General features: G+C 66.9%; 23 protein-coding genes and 1 riboswitch. Of the genes, 11 read left to right on the top strand and 12 right to left on the bottom strand.

Annotated features, from left to right (window positions below; all coding sequences use genetic code 11):
- Positions 1-59: 59 nt before the first annotated feature.
- The 4 genes from OU682_RS08040 to OU682_RS08025 are packed head-to-tail and all read right to left on the bottom strand — an operon-like array spanning position 60 to position 3,948.
- Positions 60-524, bottom strand: coding sequence for a P-loop ATPase, Sll1717 family (locus OU682_RS08040; RefSeq protein ID WP_268941544.1), 465 nt, complete (start codon positions 522-524; stop codon positions 60-62).
- Positions 525-526: 2 nt separating this feature from the next.
- Positions 527-2,326 carry a translation elongation factor 4 gene (gene lepA, locus OU682_RS08035; RefSeq protein WP_268941543.1) on the bottom strand — a complete coding sequence of 600 codons (1,800 nt, stop codon included), beginning with the start codon at positions 2,324-2,326 and terminating at the stop codon, positions 527-529.
- 49 nt (positions 2,327-2,375) lie between these two features.
- Complete coding sequence (locus tag OU682_RS08030; protein ID WP_268941542.1) at positions 2,376-3,257, bottom strand: DMT family transporter; 882 nt, start codon at positions 3,255-3,257, stop codon at positions 2,376-2,378.
- Complete coding sequence (locus tag OU682_RS08025; protein WP_268941541.1) at positions 3,250-3,948, bottom strand: HAD family hydrolase; 699 nt, start codon at positions 3,946-3,948, stop codon at positions 3,250-3,252. Before OU682_RS08025 ends, OU682_RS08030 begins: the two co-directional genes overlap by 8 nt.
- Before the next feature lie 77 nt (positions 3,949-4,025).
- Here OU682_RS08025 and OU682_RS08020 point away from each other — a divergent pair, with 77 nt between their 5' ends.
- The 7 genes from OU682_RS08020 (at position 4,026) to OU682_RS07990 (ending at position 10,037) form a co-directional block, all read left to right on the top strand.
- A complete protein-coding gene (locus tag OU682_RS08020) occupies positions 4,026-4,211 on the top strand; it encodes a heavy-metal-associated domain-containing protein (protein ID WP_268941540.1) in 186 nt (61 codons plus the stop codon).
- A 149-nt stretch (positions 4,212-4,360) separates the two neighbouring features.
- Positions 4,361-4,663, top strand: coding sequence for a hypothetical protein (locus OU682_RS08015; RefSeq protein ID WP_268941539.1), 303 nt, complete (start codon positions 4,361-4,363; stop codon positions 4,661-4,663).
- Between the two features lie 6 nt (positions 4,664-4,669).
- Positions 4,670-5,347 carry a Sir2 family NAD-dependent protein deacetylase gene (locus tag OU682_RS08010; protein WP_268941538.1) on the top strand — a complete coding sequence of 226 codons (678 nt, stop codon included), beginning with the start codon at positions 4,670-4,672 and terminating at the stop codon, positions 5,345-5,347.
- Positions 5,348-5,384: 37 nt separating this feature from the next.
- Positions 5,385-5,575, top strand: a riboswitch (cobalamin riboswitch).
- Between the two features lie 128 nt (positions 5,576-5,703).
- Positions 5,704-7,536 carry a TonB-dependent receptor plug domain-containing protein gene (locus OU682_RS08005; protein WP_268941537.1) on the top strand — a complete coding sequence of 611 codons (1,833 nt, stop codon included), beginning with the start codon at positions 5,704-5,706 and terminating at the stop codon, positions 7,534-7,536.
- Positions 7,523-8,317 carry an ABC transporter substrate-binding protein gene (locus OU682_RS08000; RefSeq protein ID WP_329609794.1) on the top strand — a complete coding sequence of 265 codons (795 nt, stop codon included), beginning with the start codon at positions 7,523-7,525 and terminating at the stop codon, positions 8,315-8,317. The genes OU682_RS08005 and OU682_RS08000 overlap by 14 nt, the downstream gene beginning before the upstream one ends.
- Positions 8,314-9,300, top strand: coding sequence for a FecCD family ABC transporter permease (locus OU682_RS07995; protein WP_268941536.1), 987 nt, complete (start codon positions 8,314-8,316; stop codon positions 9,298-9,300). The genes OU682_RS08000 and OU682_RS07995 overlap by 4 nt, the downstream gene beginning before the upstream one ends.
- Positions 9,297-10,037 (top strand): ABC transporter ATP-binding protein, encoded by a 741-nt coding sequence (locus OU682_RS07990; RefSeq protein WP_268941553.1) that lies wholly within the window; start codon positions 9,297-9,299, stop codon positions 10,035-10,037. Before OU682_RS07995 ends, OU682_RS07990 begins: the two co-directional genes overlap by 4 nt.
- Here the strand turns inward: OU682_RS07990 and parA are convergent.
- Both parA and OU682_RS07980 read right to left on the bottom strand, forming a co-directional pair.
- On the bottom strand, positions 10,034-10,669 hold the full coding sequence (parA, locus tag OU682_RS07985) for a ParA family partition ATPase (RefSeq protein ID WP_268941535.1): 636 nt from the start codon (positions 10,667-10,669) through the stop codon (positions 10,034-10,036). The genes OU682_RS07990 and parA overlap by 4 nt on opposite strands.
- 78 nt (positions 10,670-10,747) lie before the next feature.
- A complete protein-coding gene (locus OU682_RS07980; RefSeq protein WP_268941534.1) occupies positions 10,748-11,071 on the bottom strand; it encodes an antibiotic biosynthesis monooxygenase family protein in 324 nt (107 codons plus the stop codon).
- Positions 11,072-11,196: 125 nt separating this feature from the next.
- Here OU682_RS07980 and OU682_RS07975 point away from each other — a divergent pair, with 125 nt between their 5' ends.
- Positions 11,197-12,237 (top strand): dipeptidase, encoded by a 1,041-nt coding sequence (locus tag OU682_RS07975; RefSeq protein ID WP_268941533.1) that lies wholly within the window; start codon positions 11,197-11,199, stop codon positions 12,235-12,237.
- Positions 12,238-12,313: 76 nt separating this feature from the next.
- Here the strand turns inward: OU682_RS07975 and OU682_RS07970 are convergent, their stop codons facing one another.
- A complete protein-coding gene (locus OU682_RS07970; RefSeq protein WP_268941532.1) occupies positions 12,314-13,531 on the bottom strand; it encodes a helix-turn-helix domain-containing protein in 1,218 nt (405 codons plus the stop codon).
- A gap of 169 nt (positions 13,532-13,700) precedes the next feature.
- A complete protein-coding gene (gene hemA / locus OU682_RS07965) occupies positions 13,701-14,930 on the bottom strand; it encodes a 5-aminolevulinate synthase (protein WP_268941531.1) in 1,230 nt (409 codons plus the stop codon).
- A gap of 167 nt (positions 14,931-15,097) precedes the next feature.
- Here hemA and OU682_RS07960 point away from each other — a divergent pair, with 167 nt between their 5' ends.
- A complete protein-coding gene (locus tag OU682_RS07960) occupies positions 15,098-16,483 on the top strand; it encodes a M20/M25/M40 family metallo-hydrolase (RefSeq protein WP_268941530.1) in 1,386 nt (461 codons plus the stop codon).
- Between the two features lie 87 nt (positions 16,484-16,570).
- Here OU682_RS07960 and OU682_RS07955 read toward each other — a convergent pair whose 3' ends face one another.
- Positions 16,571-17,191 carry a transglycosylase SLT domain-containing protein gene (locus tag OU682_RS07955; RefSeq protein ID WP_268941529.1) on the bottom strand — a complete coding sequence of 207 codons (621 nt, stop codon included), beginning with the start codon at positions 17,189-17,191 and terminating at the stop codon, positions 16,571-16,573.
- Between the two features lie 303 nt (positions 17,192-17,494).
- Between OU682_RS07955 and gatB the strand changes: the two genes are divergently transcribed.
- Entirely contained in the window at positions 17,495-19,009 is a 1,515-nt protein-coding gene (gatB, locus tag OU682_RS07950) for an Asp-tRNA(Asn)/Glu-tRNA(Gln) amidotransferase subunit GatB (protein WP_268941528.1), read from the top strand.
- Between the two features lie 68 nt (positions 19,010-19,077).
- A complete protein-coding gene (locus OU682_RS07945) occupies positions 19,078-19,518 on the top strand; it encodes a DUF4177 domain-containing protein (RefSeq protein WP_268941527.1) in 441 nt (146 codons plus the stop codon).
- Here OU682_RS07945 and OU682_RS07940 read toward each other — a convergent pair whose 3' ends face one another.
- The 3 genes from OU682_RS07940 to alaS all read right to left on the bottom strand — a co-directional run bounded on the left by OU682_RS07940 (position 19,519) and on the right by alaS (position 23,332).
- Positions 19,519-20,313, bottom strand: a complete 795-nt coding sequence (locus tag OU682_RS07940) for a class II glutamine amidotransferase (protein WP_268941526.1) — start codon at positions 20,311-20,313, stop codon at positions 19,519-19,521.
- A gap of 65 nt (positions 20,314-20,378) precedes the next feature.
- On the bottom strand, positions 20,379-20,678 hold the full coding sequence (locus tag OU682_RS07935) for a DUF1330 domain-containing protein (protein WP_268941525.1): 300 nt from the start codon (positions 20,676-20,678) through the stop codon (positions 20,379-20,381).
- Positions 20,675-23,332 (bottom strand): alanine--tRNA ligase, encoded by a 2,658-nt coding sequence (alaS, locus tag OU682_RS07930; protein WP_268941524.1) that lies wholly within the window; start codon positions 23,330-23,332, stop codon positions 20,675-20,677. The genes OU682_RS07935 and alaS overlap by 4 nt, the downstream gene beginning before the upstream one ends.
- Positions 23,333-23,439 lie beyond the last annotated feature (107 nt).

Raw genomic sequence — 23,439 nt, 5'->3', positions numbered from 1 at the left:
ATGTCGTCTCGTCTCATCCGCCGAACATGTCACATTCGACCACAGGAAGGAATCTTCTGTTAGGCGGTGAACACTAGAACCTTAAGCTTCTTTGGTTGAAGAATTTCAGGAAGTGCGGGATTAATACTCCCGTAATTACTCATCAAGTACTCTCGCAGAGGACGTTGGGCGTCTAAATACACATTTTCAGAGAGGCGCAGAGTAAAGCTTGCAAGCTCGACTGCAATCAAATAGCGCCATGATGCAACATATGCATCCACACCTTCCATTCCGCGATCTAGCACTTCTGCATGGACCGCCCACGGATAGTTTCTCAAGTTTAGTGCCTTAGAATGATCCTTTTTCGGTCCCTCGGTAAAATAACGAACAACCGCCGTCTTTCCCGCACCCTTCCTTCCGACAACAAGGAATTTATTATCATCCTCTATCTCAGAAATTGCATCGGTTGAATGAAAATAATCTAGAAGATAGCTATCATCTTCTGCTGCCACTTCTCCAAATGTTTCTATCTTCTTAAGAGGCATAATCACCCATCCATCTTCAACGCCTGAATAAACGCCGTCTGCGGGATCTCCACCTTTCCGAACTGGCGCATCTTCTTCTTCCCGGCCTTCTGCTTCTCCAGCAGCTTCTTCTTGCGCGTCGCGTCGCCGCCATAGCACTTGGCGGTCACGTCCTTGCGCATGGCCGACAGCGTTTCGCGCGCGATCACGCGGGCGCCGATGGCCGCCTGGATCGGGATCTTGAACATGTGCCGGGGGATCAGTTCCTTCAGCTTTTCGACCATCACCCGGCCGCGCGCCTCGGCGCGGTCGCGGTGGACCATGATGGAAAGCGCGTCCACGGGCTCGTCATTCACCAGGATCGACATCTTGACCAGGAAATCCTCGCGATATTCGCTGATCTGATAGTCGAAGCTGGCATAGCCCTTGGTCACGGATTTCAGGCGGTCGTAGAAGTCGAAGACGACCTCGGCCAGGGGCAGGTCATAGACGACCATGGCGCGGCTGCCCGCATAGGTCAGGTCCAGCTGGATGCCGCGGCGGTCCTGGCAGAGCTTCAGCACGTCGCCCAGGTATTCGTCCGGGACCATGATCGTGGCCTTGATGCGCGGCTCCTCGATATGGTCCACATGGGTCAGGTCGGGCATGTCGGCGGGGTTGTGCAGGTCGCGGACCTCTCCGTCGCGCATGTGCAGCTTGAAGACCACCGAGGGCGCGGTGGTGATCAAGTCCAGGTCGTATTCGCGTTCCAGCCGGTCGCGGATCACCTCCAGGTGCAAAAGCCCCAGGAAGCCGCAGCGGAAGCCGAAGCCCAGCGCGGCCGAGGTTTCCATTTCATAGCTGAAGCTGGCATCGTTCAGGGCCAGCTTCTCGATGGCGTCGCGCAGCGCCTCGAAGTCGTTGGCGTCCACGGGGAACAACCCGCAGAAGACCACCGGCTGGGCGGGCTTGAAGCCCGGCAGGGCCACGTCGGCGCCCTTCCTTTCATGCGTGATGGTGTCGCCCACGCGGGTGTCGCGGACCTGCTTGATGGATGCGGTGAAGACGCCGATCTCGCCCGGTCCCAGTTCCGCGATATCGACCATCTGCGGGGTCAGGACGGCCAGCTTGTCGATGCCATAGACCGCGCCGGTCTGCATCATCTTCACGCGGTCGCCCTTGCGGATCACGCCGTCCATGACGCGGATCATCACCACGACGCCCAGATAGGCATCATACCACGAATCCACCAGCATCGCCTTCAGGGCGGCATTGCGGTCGCCCGTGGGGGCGGGCAGGCGCGTCACGATCGCCTCCAGCACGTCGGGGATGCCGAGGCCGGTTTTCGCGGAAATCGGAATGGCGTCCGAGGCGTCGATGCCGATCACCTCCTCGATGTTTTCCTTGACGCGTTCGGGTTCGGCGGCGGGCAGGTCGATCTTGTTCAGGACCGGCACGATCTCGTGCCCCGCGTCGATGGCCTGATAGACGTTGGCCAGCGTCTGCGCCTCGACCCCCTGGGAGGCATCCACGACCAGCAGCGAGCCTTCGACCGCGCGCATGGACCGGCTGACCTCGTAGGCGAAGTCCACATGGCCCGGCGTGTCGATCAGGTTCAGCACATAGGTCCGCCCGTCCTTGGCCGGATAGCTGATGCGGACGGTGTTGGCCTTGATGGTGATGCCGCGTTCCCGCTCGATATCCATGCTGTCCAGAAGCTGGGCCTTCATGTCGCGTTCGGCGACAGTGCCCGTCAGCTGGATCAGCCGGTCGGCCAGGGTGGATTTGCCGTGGTCGATATGGGCCACGATGGAAAAATTGCGGATCAGGGAAAGCTCGGTCATGGCCGGGCTATACAAGGGCGCAAGGCTTACGGGAAGGGGGATTTGCGGGTCACGCGGCGGCCAGGCGCGCCCGACGCAGCCCCGCTTCCCGCCACATGGAATAGATGCCCGCGCCCGCGATCAGCGCGGCCCCCGTCAGGGTCAGGACATCGGGCCTTTCGCCGAAGACGATCACGGCCAGCAGCATCGCGAAAAGCAGGCGGGAATAGCGGAAGGGCGCGATGACCGCGATTTCGGCAATGCGGGTGGCGATGACCATGGTGATATAGCCCAGGATGCCGAATCCCAGCGTTGCGACCATCAGCGCCGCCTGAGTGCCCGAGGGCGCGACCGCCCCCTGCCCGCCGATCATCATCAGCACCAGCCCCGCAATCCCCATCGACCCGAAGGCCCCGGCGGACAGCAGGCCCGACCCGATCTCGGGCGGCAGGCGGCGGGTCACCAGGTCGCGCACCGCCAGCGCCAGGACGGCAATGACCGCGAAGATCGAGCTGACCTCGAAGGACGCCGTGCCGGGCTTCACGATCAGCAGCACACCGCAGAAGCCCGTGGCGATGGAGAACCAGCGGCGCCAGCCCACCTTTTCACCCAGAAACAGCGCGGCGCCCATGGTCATCAGCAAGGGCTGCGCCTGCAGGATGGCCGAGGCGACCGAAAGGTCGCCGGTCGCAAGCGCGGTGACAAAGGTGATGGCGCAGACCGCCTCGCACAGATTGCGCAGCATGACCTGCGGGCGCAGCAACTGGGCCGGGCGCAGGCCTTCGCGGCCACGGGCGACCCAAAGGGCGAAGACCACCATTCCGGTAAAGCCCACCACCGCCAGCAGCTGCCCGGTCGGAATGCGTTCCGAAAGCCCCTTCAGCAGCGCGTCCTCGGCCGCGAAGGCGGCCATGGCCAGCACCATCAGCATGGCGGCGCGAAGATTATGCATGGCCCGCCTCCAGCCGCGCGACCAGGGCGGGCAGGTCGGCCATGCTGGCCAGACGATGCGCGCGGGGATGGTCGGGCGCATCGGCATGTTCAAGCGCCCAGGTCAGGGCATGGGGGATGAAGACGCCATGCCCGCCCAGTTCCACGACCGGCAGCACATCGCTTTTCATCGAGTTGCCGACCATCATAAAGCGCTCGGGCGTCACCTCGGCGCGCAGCAGCACGCGGGCATAGGTTTCGGGCGACTTGTCGGCCAGGATCTCGACGGTCTCGAACCGCTCGGCGAGGCCCGAGGCGGCGATCTTGCGTTCCTGGTCGATCAGGTCGCCCTTAGTGATCAGGATCAGCCGTCGGCCTTCCAGCGCCTCCAGCGTCTGCGGCACGCCGTCCAGCAGGTCGACCGGATGGGACAGCATCTCCTGCCCCAGTTCCAGGATGCGGCCGATGGCGCGGCCGTCGATGCGGCCGTCGGTCAGCTCGATCGCGGTCTGCACCATCGACAGCATGAAGCCCTTGATGCCGAAGCCGTATCGGGCCAGGTTCGCGCGTTCGACGTCCAGAAGGCGGCTGGCGATGTCGGCGCCCTCGGCATGGTCCCCCAGCAGGGACACGAATTCGCCTTCGGTCACGCGGAAGAAGGTTTCGTTTTCCCACAGGGTATCGTCGGCATCCAGCCCGATGGCCTCGATCATCGCATCCTCTCGCCTTGCCCCCGCCGCCATGCAGGATCATGCTGCGCGGGAGTTGTCAAACCCCTGCGAGGAGAGCCATGACCTTCACCGTTCCCGACATGAGCTGCGGCCATTGCAAGGCCGCCATCGAGGCCGCCATCGCCGATGCGGGCGGGCGCGCCACGGTCGATCTGGCGCAGAAGACCGTCACCGTCGAAGGCCTGGACCAGGCCCGCGCGGTTGATGCGATTCGTGCAGCCGGCTACGACATCGCAGCCGCCTGACGGCGCAAGACCCTGAGCCGGCACGCGAAGCCTGAGGCACAGCGGCAGATTGAGCGGCCGCGCCGTTCCTGCTAGGATCGCGGCAGGACGGGCATGCAGACCGGGACAACCGGCACCCGCCACCCACATGGCAACCGAGGAGACAGTTCATGCTCAACCGCATCGTCATTGCGGCCGCAGCCATCATGATGACCGCGCCCCTGGCCGTGGCAGGCCCCATCGACAGTGCCTGCGTGCGGTCCGACCGCGCCCGTGGCAACGCGCCGCTTTGCGGCTGCATCCAGCAGGTCGCGAACCAGACCCTGTCGCGATCCGACCAGCGCCGCGCCGCCACCTTCTTCCGCGACCCCCACCAGGCGCAAGAGGTCCGGATGTCGAAAAGCGACCGCGACAACGCCTTCTGGGCGCGCTACAAGCGCTTTGCATCCCGGGCCGAGGCCTACTGCCGGTAAGCGGCCTTGCGCATCACCGTCCTGACCGGCGCGGGCATTTCCGCCGAAAGCGGGCTTGCGACATTCCGCGCCGTCGATGGGTTGTGGGAAAGCCACCGGATTGAAGACGTGGCGACGCCCGAAGGCTTTGCCGCCGATCCCGCGCTGGTCCACCGCTTCTACAACATGCGCCGCGAAGACGCCGCGGCGGCGCAGCCCAATGCCGCCCATCTCGCCCTGGCGGAACTGGCGCAGCGGCACGACCTGGTGCTGGTCACGCAGAATGTCGATGACCTGCACGAACGCGCAGGCAGCCCGGAAGTCATCCACATGCACGGCGCCCTGGCCGGGGCGCTTTGCGCGGCCTGCAGCCATCGCTGGTCCGCGCCGATGGTCATGTCGCCCGAAGACCCCTGCCCCGCCTGCGCCCGCCCCGCGACCCGCCCGGACATCGTCTGGTTCGGAGAAATTCCTTACCACATGGACCGCATCTGGGAGGCCCTGGAAAGCGCCGACCTGTTCGCGGCCATCGGCACCTCGGGGAATGTCTATCCAGCGGCGGGCTTTGCCCAACATGCCCGGCGGCATGGCGCGGACTGCGTGGAACTGAACCTGGACAGCAGCGCCAATGCGCGCGACTTCCACCGTCGCATCACCGGGCCCGCCAGCCGGACGGTGCCGGAATGGGTGGCCTCGCTGGGCTGAGCGCCGCTGACCCCTTGCCTGCAAGGCCTGCCATCGGCTAAGGCAGCGCTGCCTCGGTTCCGGGTTGAACCCCGGTTAAAAGGGAACGCGGTGCGAATCCGCGACTGCCCCCGCAACTGTCAGCGGAGAGCAAGGCCGGACAAACGCCACTGTCCCCGTGCGGGATGGGAAGGCCCGGCCAAGCCGTGACCCGCAAGTCAGGAGACCTGCCGAACGCGATCACCCTGACGGCGCGCGAGGGGCGCGCCGGAAACGGAAACTTCCGTCGTGGTGGTTTCGCTGTCCGGCGGGTTCAATCCTTTCGGACGACCTGCATCACGCCCGGCTTTCGCCGGGTATCTGGAAGGATGTCATTCGTGACAACAAGACCCGCATTCCTGACCCTGACCGCCGCGCTCGCCCTGACCACCGCCCTGCCCGCGCTGGCCCAGGTTGCCGCGCAAGACCCCTTCGTGCTGGACGACATCACCCTGACCGCCAACCGCGAGCCGACCGAACTCAGCCGGTCGGGCAGTTCGGTGTCCGTCCTGACCGGCGAGTCGCTGGAAGGGCTGGCGGGCCAGCCGCTGTCGCGCAGCCTGACGCGCCTGCCGGGCGTGACCCTCAGCCAGCAGGGGCCGCTCGGGACGCTGGGCGCGCTGCAACTGCGAGGCGCCCCCGCGCAATACGTGCCGGTTGTCATCGACGGGATCGAAGTGTCGGATCCGGCCGCGACCAGGCCCTATTACGACATCGGCGGCCAGATCGGCGCAGGCGTGGAGCGGGTCGAACTGCTGCGCGGGGCGCAATCGGCGCTGTATGGATCGCGCGCGGTGGCGGGCGTCCTGTCCCTGCAATCCCTGCGCCCGACCGAGGACGGGCTGCACCACCATTTCGGGATCGAGGCCGGCAGCTATGACACGCTGACTGCCAGCTATGGCGCGACCCTGCGCCGCGACGGCACCGACCTGGCCTTCCAGGCCAGCCATGTCCGCACGGATGGCTTTTCCGCCCTGGACGAGGACGACGGCAACTTCGAGGAGGACGGCTACGAGGCGACGCGCCTGTCCTTCTACTCCGCCCACACGCTGCAGAATGGGGCGGTGATCGGCTTCAACGGCTTCTGGGAAGACAGCACCGGCGATTTCGACGACTGGCTGGGCGATGTCGCCGGAACGCCGGGCGACGATTATTCCGAACGGGAAAGCTATGGCCTTCGCGGCTTTGCCCAGTTCACGACCGGCGCGGTGGACCATGACATCGCGCTCACCCGCTATCGCATCGACCGCACCAGTTGGTCCGACGGTTTCGTTAGCCCCTTCACCGGCACCCGCACCAAGCTGTCCTGGCAAGGGGCGACCGACATCGGACAGGATGTCCGGGCTGTCTTCGGCGCCGATACCGAGAAGGAGGACTCCGACGGCAACGGCGATGCCCGCATCAACGGCGTCTTCGTGGAAACCACCGCGGCCTTGGGCGACCGGATCGACATCACCACGTCCCTGCGCCGCGACGATCATTCGCGCTTTGGCGGCTTTACCTCGGGGCGCGTGGCCGCCGTCTATCGCGCCGATGACGACCTGCTGCTCCGCGCGGCACTTGGCAACGGATTCCGCGCGCCTTCGCTGTATGAACTGTTCGGCGATTACGGCGATGCCTCGCTGGAGCGCGAGGAAAGCCGGACCTATGAAATCGGCGTGGAAAAGCAGTGGGGCGACAGCTACCTGCGCGCCACAGCCTTCTGGCTGAAGACCGAGAGCCTGATCGGCTTCGACTATGCGGCGACCGCCTGCGGCCAGCCCTTCGGCTGCTATGCGCAGGTGGACGGCACCGCCCGCCGCCGCGGGGTCGAATTCGACGGCCGCTATGCCTTCGGCGCGGGCCATGCGCTGACGGCAGCCTATACCTTCATCGACAACCAGACCGATGTTCCGGAATGGGCCATGGTGCCCGAGCGCGTGCTGAACCTGGGCGTCCAGACGACCTTTGCCACCGGCACCACGGCGGGCATCGACCTGCAGCACGTCGCCGGGCGCCCGGACGACCTGGAGGACTTCACCACCGTCGACCTGCTGGTCAGCCATCCCCTGCGCGACAATGCCGAGGCCTATCTGCGGCTGGAGAACGTCCTTGACGAGGATTACCAGTGGGTCGAGGGCTATGGCACCTCGGGCCGTGCGGTCTATGCGGGGCTGCGTGCCTCGTTCTAGGGTCATCCTGGCGGCGGCGGTCTGGCTGGCTGCCGCCCTGCCCGCCGCCGCGGCGCCGCAGCGGGTCGTGTCGATGAACCTGTGCAGCGACCAACTGGCGATGATGCTGGCCGCACCGGGGCAGCTGATCTCGGTCAGCAGCCTTGCACAGGATCCGCGCATGTCGCCGATGGCGGAACAGGCGGCGGCCCATACGCCAAACCACGGGCGGGCCGAGGAGATCTACCTGATGCGCCCCGACCTGGTGATCGCGGGCACCTATACCCCCGCCGCGACGGTGGCGATGCTGCGCCGCCTTGGCATCCGGGTCGAGACCCCGCCCCCTGCCGAAAGCTTTGCGGCCATCCGCACCGAAATCACCCGCATGGGCGCGCTTCTGGGCCGCGAAGCCGCCGCGCGCGACCTGCTGGCCCGCTTCGACGCGGATCTGGACGCGGCGCGCAGCCCGTCCCGCCGGGGCCGTGCGGCGCTGTATTACGCCAACGGCTTCACTTCGGGCCCCGAAACGCTGGCCGGGGCCATCCTGGAGGCGGCAGGCTTTGACAACATCGCGGCGGACTATGGCATCGCCACCACCACGGCCCTGCCGATGGAGCTGCTGGTCATGGCCCGGCCCGACCGCCTGATCACCGGCGCGAAATGGCCCGGACAGTCGCAGGGCGAGGCGATCCTGGACCATCCCGCGCTGGCCGCCCTCACGCCGGACGGAAGGCATGTCACCGACCGCGACTGGATCTGCGGCACCCCCTTCGTGACCCGCGCCATCCGGTCCCTGGAATGAGGGGGCTGTTCGCCGCCCTGTCGCTGCTGGTCGCGGCGCTGGTCCTGGCCTCGCTGCTGACGGGACCGGCGGGGTTGCCGGCCATGGACTCTCTGCGCGCGCTGATCCTTGGCGGCGAGGGTCCGCTGCCCATCGTGATGCGCGAAATACGCCTGCCGCGTGCGATCCTGGGGGCGGCGGTGGGCGCGGGCCTGGGCCTGACCGGGGCCGCGCTGCAAGGCTATCTGCGCAACCCGCTGGCCGAGCCGGGGCTGATCGGCATATCGGGAATGGCTGCCCTTGGCGCGGTCATCGCCATCCAGACGGGGCTGTCGCTGATGGCGGCTCTGGCCCTGCCGCTGGCCGCCCTGGCGGGCGCGGCGGTCGGGGTCGCGCTTCTGGTGGCGCTGGCGGGTCCGCGTGGGGGGTCGGTGACGCTGATCCTGGCGGGCGTGGCGATTTCGGCGCTGGCTGGCGCGGGCACCTCGCTGGTGCTGAACCTCTCGCCCAATCCCTATGCCGCAAACGAGATCGTGTTCTGGCTGATGGGATCGCTGGCAGACCGGTCCATGCTGCACCTGGGGCTGGCCCTGCCGCCGATGGCGCTTGGCGCGGCACTGGTCCTGTCCACCCGCCGCGCCCTCGATGCCCTGACCCTGGGCGAGGCTGCCGCGCAGGCGCTTGGCCTGTCCACCGCGGCCCTGCGCTGGCGGCTGGTCGCGGGCACGGCGCTGATCGTCGGCCCCGCGACCGCCGTGGCCGGGGCCATCGGCTTCGTCGGCCTGGTGGTCCCGCATGTCCTGCGGCCTTTCGTCGGATCGCGGCCCTCGGCCCTGTTGCCCGCCTCGGCCCTGGGCGGGGCGGCGCTGCTGCTGGCCGCCGATATCGCGGTGCGGCTGATCGTGCCTGACCGCGACCTGAAGCTGGGCGTGCTGACCGCCATCGTCGGCGCGCCGCTGTTTCTGCACCTGATCTGGAAGACCCGCAGCGGAGGACGCGTCTGATGGTCCTGCGCTTGTCCCACCTTTCGGTCACGCGCCGCAACCGCCCCGTCCTGCACGGCGTCAGCCTGTCCCTCGGGCCGGGCGAGTTCGTCGGCCTGATCGGTCCGAACGGCGCCGGAAAATCGTCGTTGATGGAGGCCGCGCTTGGTCTGATCCCCTTCACCGGCACATCCTCCCTTGCCGCCCTGCCCGCAGAGCGGCGCGCCCGCCACGCCGCCTATCTGCCGCAGGCGCGAGAGATCGCCTGGCCCGTCAGCGTCGAGGATCTGGTGGCCCTGGGCCGCATCCCCTGGCCGGGCGGCGGTCGCAGCGGCGCGGACCGCGCGGCCGTCGATGCCGCCATCGCGCGCATGGGGCTGGAGGCGTTCCGCAAGCGCACCGCCCTGCGCCTGTCCGGGGGCGAGCAGAACCGCGCCCTGATCGCCCGCGCCCTGGCCCAGGACACGCCGCTGCTGATCGCGGACGAGCCCATCGCCGGGCTGGACCCCGCGCAGCAACTGGCCTGCCTGCGCCTGTTCCGCGACCTTGCGGCGGAAGGGCGGACGGTCCTCGCCTCGATCCACGACCTGGGGCTTGCGGCGCGCTTCTGCACGCGGCTGGTCCTGCTGGCGGACGGGCATGTGCTGGCTGACGGGACCGCCGACGCGGTGCTGCGCGACGACCTGCTGCGCCGCGCCTTCGGCATCACCGTGCGCCGGGTCGATACGCCGGACGGCCCGGCGATCCTGCCGGTCTAGGCCATTGCCGACAGAACCTCATCCGTCAGCCTGACGATCTCGTCCCGCGCAGGGCCGCTGCGGGCGCGTTCCAGGGCGCCGACACCCTGGCCCAGCGTTTCCGCGTAAAGCACCCGGTTCGCCAGCCGGGTATCGGCGACATCGGCGCCCAGTTCGGCGGCCTTCTGTGCGACCTCGGCGGACAGCCGGGTATGCGGGCGCACGCGGTTCATCACCACCAGCACGCGCGCCTTCTCGCGCCGCGCCAGATCCAGCACGCCCTCGGTCGCCCACAGGTCCACATGGCTGGTCGCGACCGGCACCAGCACCAGGTCGGCCACCCGCAGGGCCGGGCGCAGGTCGCTGTCGATCTTGGGCGGCGTGTCGATGATCACGAAATCGAAGCGCTTCTTCAGCTTCTCGGATTCGTAGCTCGCCCCCCAGGCCGACGAGGTCGAGAAATCCATCGCCTCGTCCTCGCCCTCGGCCTGCATCCGCTCGATGAACCAGCGGCCCATGCTGCCCTGCGGGTCGGTATCGACCAGGGCGACGGAATGGCCGCGCTCATGCAGGCTGACGGCCAGGTTGACGGCCAGCGTCGTCTTGCCCGAGCCGCCCTTCTGCTGCGCGATCGTGATGATCCTGCCCGCCATCGCCCCTCCTGCCGGTTGACGCCCCGGAAGGTTAGCCGGGGGCCTGCATGATTGCACGGAGTTTCTGCGCGTGCAGCATCACTCGTCGAAAACGGCCTGGACCTCGTACATCACCGGCTCGAAGCTCTTGCACATGCCGTGGATTTCCCGGTTGCGGCGGCGCATCTCGTCGCTGCGCAGCATCGCCTGATAGTCGCGACGGTCGCGCCATTGCGAATAGGTGGCGATGCGGGTCTGGGCGTCGTTCAGGTGGATCGCCCCCGACAGGAAACCCGGCTGGCGGCGGATCACCTTGTCCCATGCATCGGTCAGCAGATCCAGCACGTCATGGGCGCTGCCGGGCGTCACCTCGAAGGTGGTGATGACGGTCTGGCCGTCGAAATCGCGGCGGATGTCGGGCATGGATGGCGTCTCCTGTGGCTTGCCAAGGGCAGCCTAAGGCCGAATCGAGTCCTGCGCAAAGTGTGGCCATTGCCGCCCGCGTGCAGATGTGCATGGTCGCCCAGGCAAGTCACGAGGAGCGACCGATGATCCCGGTATTCGACGGCCACAACGATTTCCTGCAACGCGTCGTGGCGCAGGGCCCCGACGTCTGGCTGAACGGCGACGGCACCGGGCACCTGGACCTGCCGCGCGCCCGCGCGGGCGGGCTGGTCGGCGGCTTTTTCGCGATCTGGATTCCGGCGCCGCTTGATCCGAACGGCGCCGCCGCCGTGGCGATGATGGAAAACCCGCCTTACGCAATGCCCCTGCCGCCCGAGATCCCCTTTGCCGAGGCCCTGCCCCATGCCTTTGCCCAGGCCAGCGCGCTGAAGGCGCTGGAGCGGACGGGAACGCTGGACATCGTCACCTCGGCGCGCGCAATCCGTGAGGCGATCGACGCTGGCCGCATCGCCGCGATCATGCACATGGAGGGTGCCGAGGCGGTCCGCGACATGGACGCGCTGCATCTGTGGCACGCGGCGGGGCTGCGCTCGCTTGGCCCGGTCTGGTCGCGGCCCACGCCCTATGCCGAGGGCGTGCCCTTCGCCTTTCCGGCCGGCCCCGACATCGGGCAAGGGCTGACGCAGGCGGGCAAGGCGCTGGTCCGCGAATGCAATGATCTGCGGATCATGCTGGATCTGTCGCATCTGAACGAGGCCGGGTTCAACGATGTCGCCGCCCTCTCCGACGCGCCGCTGGTCGCCAGCCACAGCTGCGTCCATGCGATCAGCGAAAGCAGCCGCAACCTGACCGACCGGCAGTTGCAGGTGATCGCCGACAGCGGCGGGCTGGTCGGGCTGAACTTCGCCTCCAGCTTCCTACGAGAAGACGGCCGCCGCCTACCGTTCGAGGGATTCGACACGATGCTGCGGCACCTGGACCACCTGCTGGCGATCCTGGGCGAGGACGGCGTGGCGCTCGGCTCCGATTTCGACGGCGCCTTGATGCCGCGCGATCTTCCGGACGCCGCAGCCCTGCCCGCGCTGATCGGCGCCATGCAGGACCACGGCTATGGCCAGGCGCTGCTCCGCAAGATCGCCTGCGACAACTGGATCAACCTGCTGGAGCGGACCTGGGGGGAATAGCCGTCGTTCGGCCCGAATATCCCACGGGGGGCCTTGGGGACGTGAAGTCCCCCAGCGGTTGCAGGATGCAGACCGGTTATTCCGTCGAGGTGGCCGGCGCATCCGCCGGGGGCGCGGCCTGGGCCATCGCAACCATCTGCGCCAGTTCGGGATCCGCGTTCAGATCGGCCAGGGCAAAGCTGACGGTCACATCCTCGGGCGACAGCTTGATGTTCTTCACGACCTGCGGGCCCGGCGCGGCGGGACCATAGGTCTGGCCCTTGACCGCGAAATAGACCGCGCCCGAATTGCCCGTGCGCAGCACCGGCGGTTCTTCCAGGCTGGGCAGCGTGAAGCGTTCGCCCGCATCCATGATCTTTTCCAGAAGCACCGTGCCATCGGCCGAGGTGACGCGGACCCAGGCAGGGCGTGCCGCCAGGATCTCCAGCGCCGGGGCATCGGGCGCCACGGTGATCGCGGCGGCGGCCTGTTCCGGCATCGGCGGGCCGAAGGGGACCTGCGCAGCTTCGGCCAGCGCCTGCTGAATGGCAGTCGCGCTTTCCGCCGGAGCCTGCGCGACCGCCGTTTCCCCGGCCGCCGGGGCCTGGGTCAGGCCGGGGTCGATGGCGGCGATCGGACCATCGCGCGCGGTCAGCACCGGAGCCTCGAGGATCTGCGGGCGGTAAAGACGGTCCAGGCCCTCGGGCTGGGGCAGGTTCTCGGCCAGTTCGGTCGTGTCCGTCATGTCCAGCGGCGGCTCGGCCATGTCGGCGCCTTCCACGGGATCCAGCGCGGTCACGACGCCCGGTGCATTCTCGCCCGGCGTCAGGGTGACGCGCTGCACCTCCTGCAGGACCGACCAGCCGCCATAGGCAAGGCCGCAGACAAGCGCGATCAGAACCAGCACCGCGCCAATGGCGCGCGGCTCGATATCGGACCAGAAGCTTTGCTGCTGCGGGATGAACAGCGCCTTGGGATTGCCCAGCGCCTCGGCCGGATCCGAGGGACGCCTTGCGGGCTTTGGCCCGGCGGCCGCCTGCGCAATGCCGTGGGTCGGCTGGAAGCCGGACTCCAGGCAGAAGCGGCGGAAGGTCCAGTCCGCATCCATGCCCAGATAGCGCGCATAGGACCGAACAAAGCCCGACACGAAACTGGGCGTGTCGAAGGCCGTGATGTCGCAATTTTCGATTGCGGCAACATAAGAGGCACGGATGCGCAATTCCCGCTGCACATCCAGCAGCGACTTGCCCAATGTTGCCCTTTCGCCCCGCATGATGTCGCCAAGGCGCGTATCGTCGTCGAGGAAATGGTTCATTCCCTCCACCCGCGAATCCTCTTCTGCCGGGTTCTCAGCCCGCAGCCTGCTCATTTTTTGGTCTGCCTCATAGCCCGATGCAGGAACACCGTCCCGAATCGAACGGTTCCCTGCTTTTCTTTATCCCGAGCTTATCACGCCGGCGAGAGCAGTTCACCAAGCGATTTAATTATGCACTCATTTCCTGACGGTTGAGCGCACAATGTGACCACAACCTGTCCATCGCCTTGACCAGATGGTCGATCTGGCGCGGGGCATGGACCGGCGACGGGGTAAAGCGCAGCCGCTCCGTCCCGCGCGGGACGGTGGGGAAGTTGATCGGCTGGACATAGATGCCATAGTCGCGCAGCAGCATGTCCGACAGCATCTTGCAATGGACCGGATGACCGACATGGACCGGCACGATATGGCTGCCGTGGTCGATGATCGGCATGCCCAGCGACTTCAGCCGCATCTTCAGGATCCGGGCGTGCAGTTGCTGCGCATCGCGCAGGTGCTGGCCACCCTCGCCCTTCAGGAAGCGGATCGAGGCCGCTGCGCCCGCCGCCACCGCAGGCGGCAAGGAGGTGGTGAAGATGAAGCCCGGCGCATAGGACCGGATCGCGTCGCACATCCTGGCCGTGCCGGCGATATAGCCGCCGAAGACGCCGAATGCCTTGCCCAGCGTGCCGTTGAAGATGTCGATGCGGTCCAGCAGACCATCGCGTTCGGCAACGCCGCCGCCGCGGGGGCCGTACATGCCTACGGCGTGCACCTCGTCCAGGTAGGTCAGGGCGTTGAATTCGTCGGCAAGGTCGCAGATCGCCTTGATCGGGCCGAAGTCGCCGTCCATCGAATAGATCGACTCGAAGGCGATCAGCTTGGGCGCGGCGGGATCGTCGGCCTCCAGCAACTGGCGCAGGTGAGCCAGGTCGTTGTGGCGGAAGATGCGCTTGGCGCCGCCGTTGCGCTTGATCCCCTCGATCATCGAGGCGTGGTTCAACTCGTCCGAATAGATGATCAGGCCGGGGAACAGCTTGGGCAGCGTGGAAAGCGTCGCGTCATTGGCGATATAGGCGCTGGAGAACACCAGCGCGGCTTCCTTGCCGTGAAGGTCCGCCAGCTCGGCCTCCAGTTGCTTGTGATAAACGGTGGTGCCGGAAATGTTGCGCGTGCCGCCCGAACCGGCGCCGACCGCATCCAGCGCCTCGTGCATGGCCGCCAGCACCACCGGATGCTGGCCCATGCCCAGGTAATCGTTGCCGCACCAGACGGTGATGTCCTGCTTTTCGCCATCGGGACGCGTCCAGACGGCCTGGGGGAACTGACCCTTGACCCGCTCGATATCGATGAAGGTGCGATAGCGGCCTTCCTCATGCAGCCGACCGATAGCCTGGTCCAAGGCGGCATCATAGTTCATTACGGGCGTTCCCTTGCATAGCTGGCTGGGTGCAATCATTGTCAGATCGCGCGCGGTCCCGCGTTGATACATATCAAATGCTGAAAATGACAGGTCAAAATTGTCGCACGGGGACCAAAGGACCATGCGCAAGACCTATCGAATGACTCGGAAAACGGGGGATGAATATGCTGCGAGATGAAAGATTAGATGAGGTTCTGGCCCGGCTGGATCAAGGGCTGGATGCGGCTTTGGACAGGCTTGTGGCCTTCTTGCGCATCCCCTCGATCTCGACCGATCCGGCCCATGCGGGCGATGTGCGCGCGGCCGCGACATGGCTGCGGGATGAACTGGCGGAAATCGGCTTTGACGCGCAGATCCGCGACACGCCGGGCCATCCGATGGTGGTCGCACGCTCGCAGCCGGGCGGCGCGCGGCCCTTGCTGTTCTATGGCCACTACGACGTGCAGCCGGTCGATCCGCTGTCGCTTTGGGATCGCCCGCCCTTCGATCCGCAGATCGAGGAAACCGCCAGCGGCAAGGTGATCCGCGCCCGCGGCGCATCCGACGACAAGGGCCAGCTGATGACCTTTGTCGAGGCCTTCCGCGCCTGGCGCGAGGTCCATGGCGAATTGCCAAGCGACCTGATCCTGCTGTTCGAGGGCGAGGAGGAGTCCGGCTCTCCATCCTTGCGGCCCTTCCTGCGCGACAATGCCGAGGAACTGCGCGCCTCGCTGGCGATGATCTGCGACACCGAACTGTTCGGCGGCACCCGGCCCGCCATCGTGACGCAGTTGCGCGGGCTGGTCGGAGAGGAGGTCGTGATCCGCGGCGCCGACCGCGACCTGCATTCCGGCTTGTTCGGCGGGCTGGCGGCCAATCCGATCATGATCCTGGCGCAGGCGCTGGCTGCCCTGAAGGACGCGGATGGCCGCGTTACCCTGCCCGGCTTCTATGATGGGGTTGCCGATCTCTCCTCCGAATTGCGCGGCGATTGGGAATCGCTCGGCTTCGACGCGCGCGGGATGCTGGGCCGCGTGGGCCTGTCCCATCCGATCGGCGAAAAGGGCCGGATGCCGGTCGAGATGGCCTGGAACCGCCCCACGGCGGAAATCAACGGCATCACCGGGGGCTATACCGGCGACGGCTTCAAGACCGTGCTTCCGGCCGAGGCCCGCGCCAAGGTCAGCTTCCGCCTGACCGGCCGCCAGGATCCGGCCAAGGTCCGCGCAGCCTTCCGCGACCACGTCCGCAGCTTCCTGCCGCCCGACTGCACGGTCGAGTTCCACGAACACGGCGGCAGCCCGGCCAGCGTCATGGACACCTCGAACCCGGCGTTTGCGGCGGCCCGGGCCGCGCTTGGCGAGGAATGGGGGCAAGAGGCCGCCTTTATCGGCAGCGGCGGCTCGATCCCGATCGCGGGCGACTTCAAGACGATCCTGGGCATGGATTCGATGCTGATCGGATTTGCCCGCGACGACGACCGCATCCATTCCCCGAACGAGAAATACGACGTGCAAAGCTTCGCGAAGGGCGCGCGGTCCTGGGCCCGCATCCTGGCCGCGCTGCGCTAGACACGACAAGGGGCGGGAAATCCCCGCCCTTCCTTCTTCATGCAAATATCCCGGGGTGAGGTTCGAAGGACCGAGGGGCAGCGCCCCTTACGCCTTGGGCTGGCAATAGCTCTGGCTGCTGGTCCAGGCGGCGATGTCGGCGCGCTTCGAGGCATTGCGCAGCGGCGCCCAGTCCCGCGCGATGCCGCGCCAGCCGTTGCCGTCATGGGCGACCGCATTGTCGCGCGCGACCTGCCGCGACATGATCTTGACCGCGCAGGACATGTTGTCGCCGCCATTCTTGATGTTGCCGTTGCAGCCATAGTTGCGCCAGGTCGCCGGCGCGATCTGCATCAGCCCCAGCCATTTGCCGCCGCCGCCGCTCGCCTGCGGGTTGTAGGTGCTCTCGTGCTTGGCCACCGCCGACAGCAGCCCCGCCCAGAAGGCCTTGCGCCCGGTTGCATTCAGCTCGGCATAGTTCGGGCAGAAGGTGTCGATGTCGTTCGGCACGCGCGACAGGATCGTGACCCCTTCCCGGTCCAGCGCGGACAGCGTCGCCCTGGTCCACTGATCCGACCCCGCGGCCTTGCCCCACCGCATCGGGGGCTGAACGGCAAGCTGCATCTGCTGCGCCTCGGCTGCCGCCTTGCTTTCGGATTGCGGAGTCGTGGTGGACTGGCACGCAGCCAGGAAAGCCAGGGCGGCAAGGGGCACAAGCGCAGAGCGCATCCGATCCTCGTGGGATTGTTTCGTCAAACAACCCCATAACCCGGCTGAAAAATCTGGCAAGAACGCGCGGGAATCATAGGCGGCATCACGCCAAGCGCCGGAATCCCGATGGTCGGAAATCCGCCGAACGGGCCAGTTCAGCGGCCCGCATTAACGACTTGCAGCCATTTTTCTGCAAGCCGGTGATTCGTCCGCGCCGGGAACATCGGCGCGATTTGCGCCCGCCGCCCCCGTGACATCACCTGCGCGCTGACCTAAAAGGCCTGCAGTCCTTATACTCGTCCGACCCATCCGAGGTTCCCGATGCTCGACCATCTTTCCTTTACCGCCCCGCAGCCCAAGACCATCGCGGGCGCGAAACAGGACTGGGAACTGGTCATCGGGCTGGAGGTCCACGCGCAGGTCGCTTCGAAGGCCAAGCTGTTTTCCGGCGCCTCCACCGGCTTCGGGGCCGAGCCGAACAGCCACGTGGCCTTTGTCGATGCGGCGATGCCGGGAATGCTGCCGGTCATCAACGAATTCTGCGTCGCGCAGGCGGTGCGCACGGGCTTGGGGCTGAAGGCGGCGATCAACCTGTGGTCGGCCTTCGACCGCAAGAACTATTTCTACCCGGACCTGCCGCAGGGCTACCAGATCAGCCAGCTTTACCACCCCATCGTGGGCGAGGGCGAGGTGATCGTGGACATGGCTCCCGGCGTCGCCCGGCGCGTGCGCATCGAACGCATCCACCTGGAACAGGACGCGGGCAAGTCGATCCACGACATGGACCCGAACATGTCCTTCGTGGACCTGAACCGCACCGGCGTGGCCCTGATGGAGATCGTCAGCCGCCCCGACATCCGGGGACCGGAGGAAGCGGCGGCCTATGTCGCGAAGCTCCGCCAGATCATGCGCTATCTGGGCACCTGCGACGGCAACATGCAGAACGGCAACCTGCGCGCCGACGTGAACGTGTCGGTCTGCGCGCCCGGCGCCTATGAGCGGTACCAGGAAACGCAGGACTTCAGCCACCTGGGCACCCGCTGCGAGATCAAGAACATGAACTCGCTGCGGTTCATCCAAGCCGCCATCGAATACGAGGCCCGCCGCCAGATCGCCATCATCGAGGACGGCGGCGCGGTGGTGCAGGAAACCCGCCTCTACGATCCCGACCGGGGCGAGACCCGGTCCATGCGGTCGAAGGAGGAAGCGCATGACTATCGCTATTTCCCCGACCCCGACCTGCTGCCGCTGGAGATCGAGCAGGCCTGGGTGGACGATATCGCCCGCGTCATGCCGGAACTGCCGGACGAGAAGAAGGCCCGCTTCGTCCAGGAACTGGGCTTGTCGGAATACGACGCGGGCGTGCTGACGGCCGAGGTCGAGAATGCCGACTTCTTCGAGGCCGTGGCCCGTGGCCGGGACGGCAAGCAGGCGGCGAACTGGGTCATCAACGAGCTGTTCGGCCGGCTGAACAAGGAAGGGCTGACGGTCGAGACCTCGCCCGTATCCGCCGCCCAGCTTGGCGGCGTGATCGACCTGATCGCCAAGGGCGACATTTCCGGCAAGATCGCCAAGGACCTGTTCGAGATCCTCTGGACCGAGGGCGGCGATCCCGCGCAGATCGTGGAATCGCGCGGCATGAAGCAGGTCACGGACATGGGCGCCATTGAAAAGGCGGTGGACGACATCATCGCGGCCAATCCCGCCCAGGTCGAAAAGGCCCGCGCCAACCCCAAGCTTGCCGGCTGGTTCGTGGGCCAGGTCTTGAAGGCCACCGGCGGCAAGGCCAATCCGGCGGCGGTCAACGAACTGGTCGCCCGGAAGCTGGGCATGTAGCCGGACCGCCCGGAGCTGCCATCACGTCACCGCAAGGCGCCGGCCGCCTGCATCGAAAGGAGCGTCCCTTGAGCCATTTCGAATACAGTGTCCTTCCCGCGCCAAGCCGCGGCGAAAAGGCCAAGGATGCCAAGACGCCCGGCGACCGCTATGCCGTCGCGCTGACATCCGAACTGAACCGCATGGCGCGCGAGGGATGGGAATATGTCCGCGCCGACGTGCTTCCCAGCGAGGAACGCAGCGGCCTGACCGGGCGCAGCACCGTTTACCACAACCTGCTGGTCTTCCGCCGCGCGGTCGCAGCCCCGGCAGCCGCGACCGTGGCGCGGCAGCCGCAGCCGGAATATCCCGCCGCAGCCTCGCCCGCGCGCGCGCCCGAACCCATGCCCGACCTTCCGCAGGCGGCCGCCCCGCAGCCAAGCGATCGCCCCGTCGCGGCGACGCCGGCGGCCCCGGCCGAAGCCGAGGCAACACCCCCGGCCCCGCGCAGCGCGCCGACCCAAGCCTGATCAGGCGGCCCTTGCCTGCAATTGCGGGACAAAGGGCTGCACCGTGACACTGGCCTGATCGAAGATGCAGAAACTGCCGGGCGGCACCTCGGTCCAGTCGCTTTCCTCGGTTTCCAGGGGTTCCGACACCACCGCGCGGCCATTCCGGGTCCGCGACCAGCGGTGATACAGGCTGGGCGCCTGGTCGTCGCTGGCGTGGCGGATCGCATAAAGCCGCCGCCCGTCCGAAAAGGCACAGGCCGCCCGCACGAAAGGCGCGCTGCCGCGTCGCATCGCCAGATCGGTCAGCCGCGCCATGGCCCGTTCCATTGCACCCTTGGGGTCGTGATCCAGCCCCTCGCCCAGGGCGATCAGGAACAGCGCCTCGCTGTCGGTCGCGCCCTTGCGGTCGGGATAGAAGGCATCGGGGATCATCACGTCCGCATCCCGGCGAAAGGTGTCATAGCCGCCGAACTGGCCGTTATGCATGAAGCTCCACCGGCCGGACACGAAGGGATGGCAGTTGTTGCGGCTGGTTGCCGTCCCGGTCGAGGCGCGGACATGGGCCATGAACAATCCCGACCGCACCTGCCCGACCAGGCTGTGCAGGTTCGGATCGGACCAGGCGGGCATCGCGTCGCGGTAAAGCCCTGGCTCGGGGCGTTCGCCATACCATGCGATGCCGAAGCCGTCCGCATTGACCGGAGTGAGGCATCGCCGCGCGCCCTGGCTTTGCCGGATCAGCGAGTGATCCGGGCGGCTGACGATGTCCTCAAGAAAGATCGGTTGGCCCACATAGGCGGCCCAACGGCACATGTCCCTGCCCCTTCGCGTTTCTCTTTTATACGATAGAAATACCACGAAAGGATGAAGGGCAAAGCCTATTCTGCAGGCGGAGGCGTTTCCTCAACGATCACAAGGTCGCGTTCGGACGCGCCCTTTGCGTGGGCCAGCGCCGCCTGGTATTCGCTGCTGTTGTAGCAGGCAACGGCGGCGTCAAAGCTGGGAAAGCGCGCGACCACGTTGCGAGCGCGGTCGTTGCCCTCAAGCTGCTGGTAGCGGCCGCCGCGCGCCAGGAAGACCCCGCCATGGGCGGCAATCGCCGGGCCGGCGGCCTGCGCGTATTTCGCGTAAGCCTCGGGGTCCGTGACGGTCACATGGGCAATCCAGAGCGCAGTCATGCTGTTTCCTCGATCAGTTTCTCGACTTCGGCGATGGCGCTGTCGGCGGCTTCAAGGCTCGGGGCGCCGCCTTGCGCCCGGTCCGGCCGCCCGCCGCCGCCCTTGCCGCCAAGCGCGGCGGTCGCGGTCTGCACCAGCGTCACGGCGCTGATTCGGCCCACCAGATCGGGGGTGACGCCCGCCGCGACGGTCGCCTTGCCCTCGGCTTCCGCCAGGACCAGCACCGCGCCGCTGCCAAGCTGCGACTTCATTTCATCGACCAGCGCGCCAAGCTCCTTGCCGCCCACGCCCTCAACCCTGCGGCCGATGAACTTGACGCCGCCGATGTCCTTGGCCGCCTGACTGCCGCCCCCGCCCATGGCAAGCTGGCGCTTGAGCTGCGCGACCTCGTTGGCCAAGGCCTTGCGTTCATCCGCCAGGGCCTTGACACGGTTGACCACGTCGCCCGCCTGCGCCTTCAGGATGCCCGCAATCTCCGACAACTGACTGTCAGAATTGCGCAGATGCGCCAGCGCGGCCTGCCCGGTCAACGCCTCGATCCGCCGGACGCCCGCGCTGGAGGCACTGTCGCCCAGAAGCGCAAAGGCCCCGATATCGCCGGTCCGCGCGACATGCGTGCCGCCGCAAAGCTCCAGCGAATAGGTCTGGCCATCGGCACCCTTGCCGCTGTCGGCCAGCCGGCCCATGGACACGACCCGCACCTCCTCGCCGTATTTCTCGCCGAACAGAGCCTGGGCGCCAAGCCCGCGCGCATCGTCGGGCGTCATGATCCGGGTTTCGACGGGGCTGTTCTGGCGGATGAACTCGTTCACCTCGGCCTCGACCCGGGCCAGTTCCTCGGACGAGACCGCGCTGTTGTGGCTGAAATCGAAACGCAGACGATCCGGCGCGTTCAGGCTGCCGCGCTGCGCGACATGCTCGCCAAGCGCGCGGCGCAGCGCCTCATGCAGCAGGTGGGTGGCCGAATGGTTGGCCCGGATGGCGCCGCGGCGGTCGTGATCGACCAACAGGGTGGCGCCCTGCCCGCGGCTGATGGTGCCCGTCGTCACCTCGGCCACGTGCAGGAAGACGCCCGCGACCTTGCGGGTATCGGTCACGCGGGCCGCGCCCGTTTCGGTCTCGATCAACCCGGTATCGCCCACCTGACCGCCGGATTCCGCATAGAAGGGCGACTGGTTGACGACCAGGTTCACGGTCTGGCCTTGCCGGGCCTCGGCCACCTCTGCCCCGTCGGCGACAAGCGCGAGGACCTGGCCCTCGGCCTCCTCGGTGTCATACCCCAGGAACTCGGTCGCGCCGTGCCGTTCGGCCAGCTCGTACCAGATGGTGGCGTCCTTCGATTCGCCCGAGCCTGCCCAGGCCGCACGCGCCTTGGCCTTTTGCTCGGCCATGGCGGCGTCGAAGCCGGCGGTATCAACGGCCCGGCCCTGCTCGCGCAGCGCGTCCTGCGTCAGGTCCAGCGGGAAGCCGTAGGTGTCATACAGCTTGAACGCCGCCTCGCCCGGCAGGTTCGCGCCCTCGGGCAGCCGGGCCAGTTCGTCGTCCAGCAGCCGCAGGCCGCGATCCAGCGTCTGGCGGAAACGGGTTTCCTCGCTGCGCAGGGTTTCCTCGATCAAGGCCTGCGCGCGGGTCAGTTCGGGATAGGCCGCGCCCATCTGGCGCACCAGTGCCGGCACCAGCTTGTGCATGACCGGATCCTGCGCGCCCAGCATATGCGCGTGCCGCATCGCCCGGCGCATGATCCGGCGCAGCACATAGCCGCGCCCTTCATTGCTGGGCATCACCCCGTCCGCGATCAGGAAGCTGGTGGACCGCAGGTGGTCGGCGATCACCCGGTGATGGACCTTGCCCGGCCCGTCGGGGTCGTTGCTGGTCGCATGCGCCGATGCCTCGATCAGCGAGCGCATCAGGTCGGTGTCATAGTTGTCGTGCTTGCCCTGCAGCAGCGCGCCGATCCGCTCCAGCCCCATGCCGGTGTCGATGGACTGCATGTCCAGCGCGCGCATCGAGCCGTCCTCGAACTGCTCGTTCTGCATGAAGACGAGGTTCCAGATCTCAATGAAGCGGTCGCCGTCTTCGTCCGCGCTGCCCGGAGGACCGCCCCAGATCTGGTCGCCATGGTCATAGAAGATCTCGGTGCAGGGACCGCAGGGGCCGGTCGGGCCCATCTGCCAGAAGTTGTCGCTGGTCGGGATGCGGATGATCCGGTCGTCCGTCAGACCCGCGACCTTCTTCCAGATATTCGCGGCCTCGTCGTCGGTGTGATAGACCGTGACCAGCAGCCTGTCCTTGGGGATGCCGAAATCCTTGGTCAGCAGTTCCCAGGCAAAGGGAATGGCGCCTTCCTTGAAGTAGTCGCCAAAGCTGAAATTGCCCAGCATCTCGAAGAAGGTATGGTGGCGCGCGGTATAGCCCACATTGTCCAGGTCGTTGTGCTTGCCGCCTGCGCGCACGCATTTCTGCGCCGTGGTCGCGCGCTTGTAGTCGCGCGTCTCGACCCCTGTGAACAGGTTCTTGAACTGCACCATGCCCGAGTTGGTGAACATCAGCGTCGGGTCGTTGCGCGGCACCAGGGGCGAGGACTCGACGACGCGGTGGCCGTTCCGTTCAAAGAAGCTCAGGAACGTCGAGCGGATGTCGTTCAATGTGGGCATGTTGGGCCTTCGCGTTCTGGTGGCGCGGCCGGGGATACGCGCGCCGGGTTTGCGAATGATCTATAACCCGCGGCCTGCCCTGTCCAGCAATCGCCGCAAAGGTGGGG

It is taken from the genome of Paracoccus benzoatiresistens (genome assembly GCF_026913015.1).
In the GTDB taxonomy this organism is placed as follows: Bacteria; Pseudomonadota; Alphaproteobacteria; order Rhodobacterales; family Rhodobacteraceae; genus Paracoccus; species Paracoccus benzoatiresistens.
The sequence above is the reverse complement of the archived record's forward strand: the minus strand, read 5'-3'. Positions and strand labels throughout refer to the sequence as shown.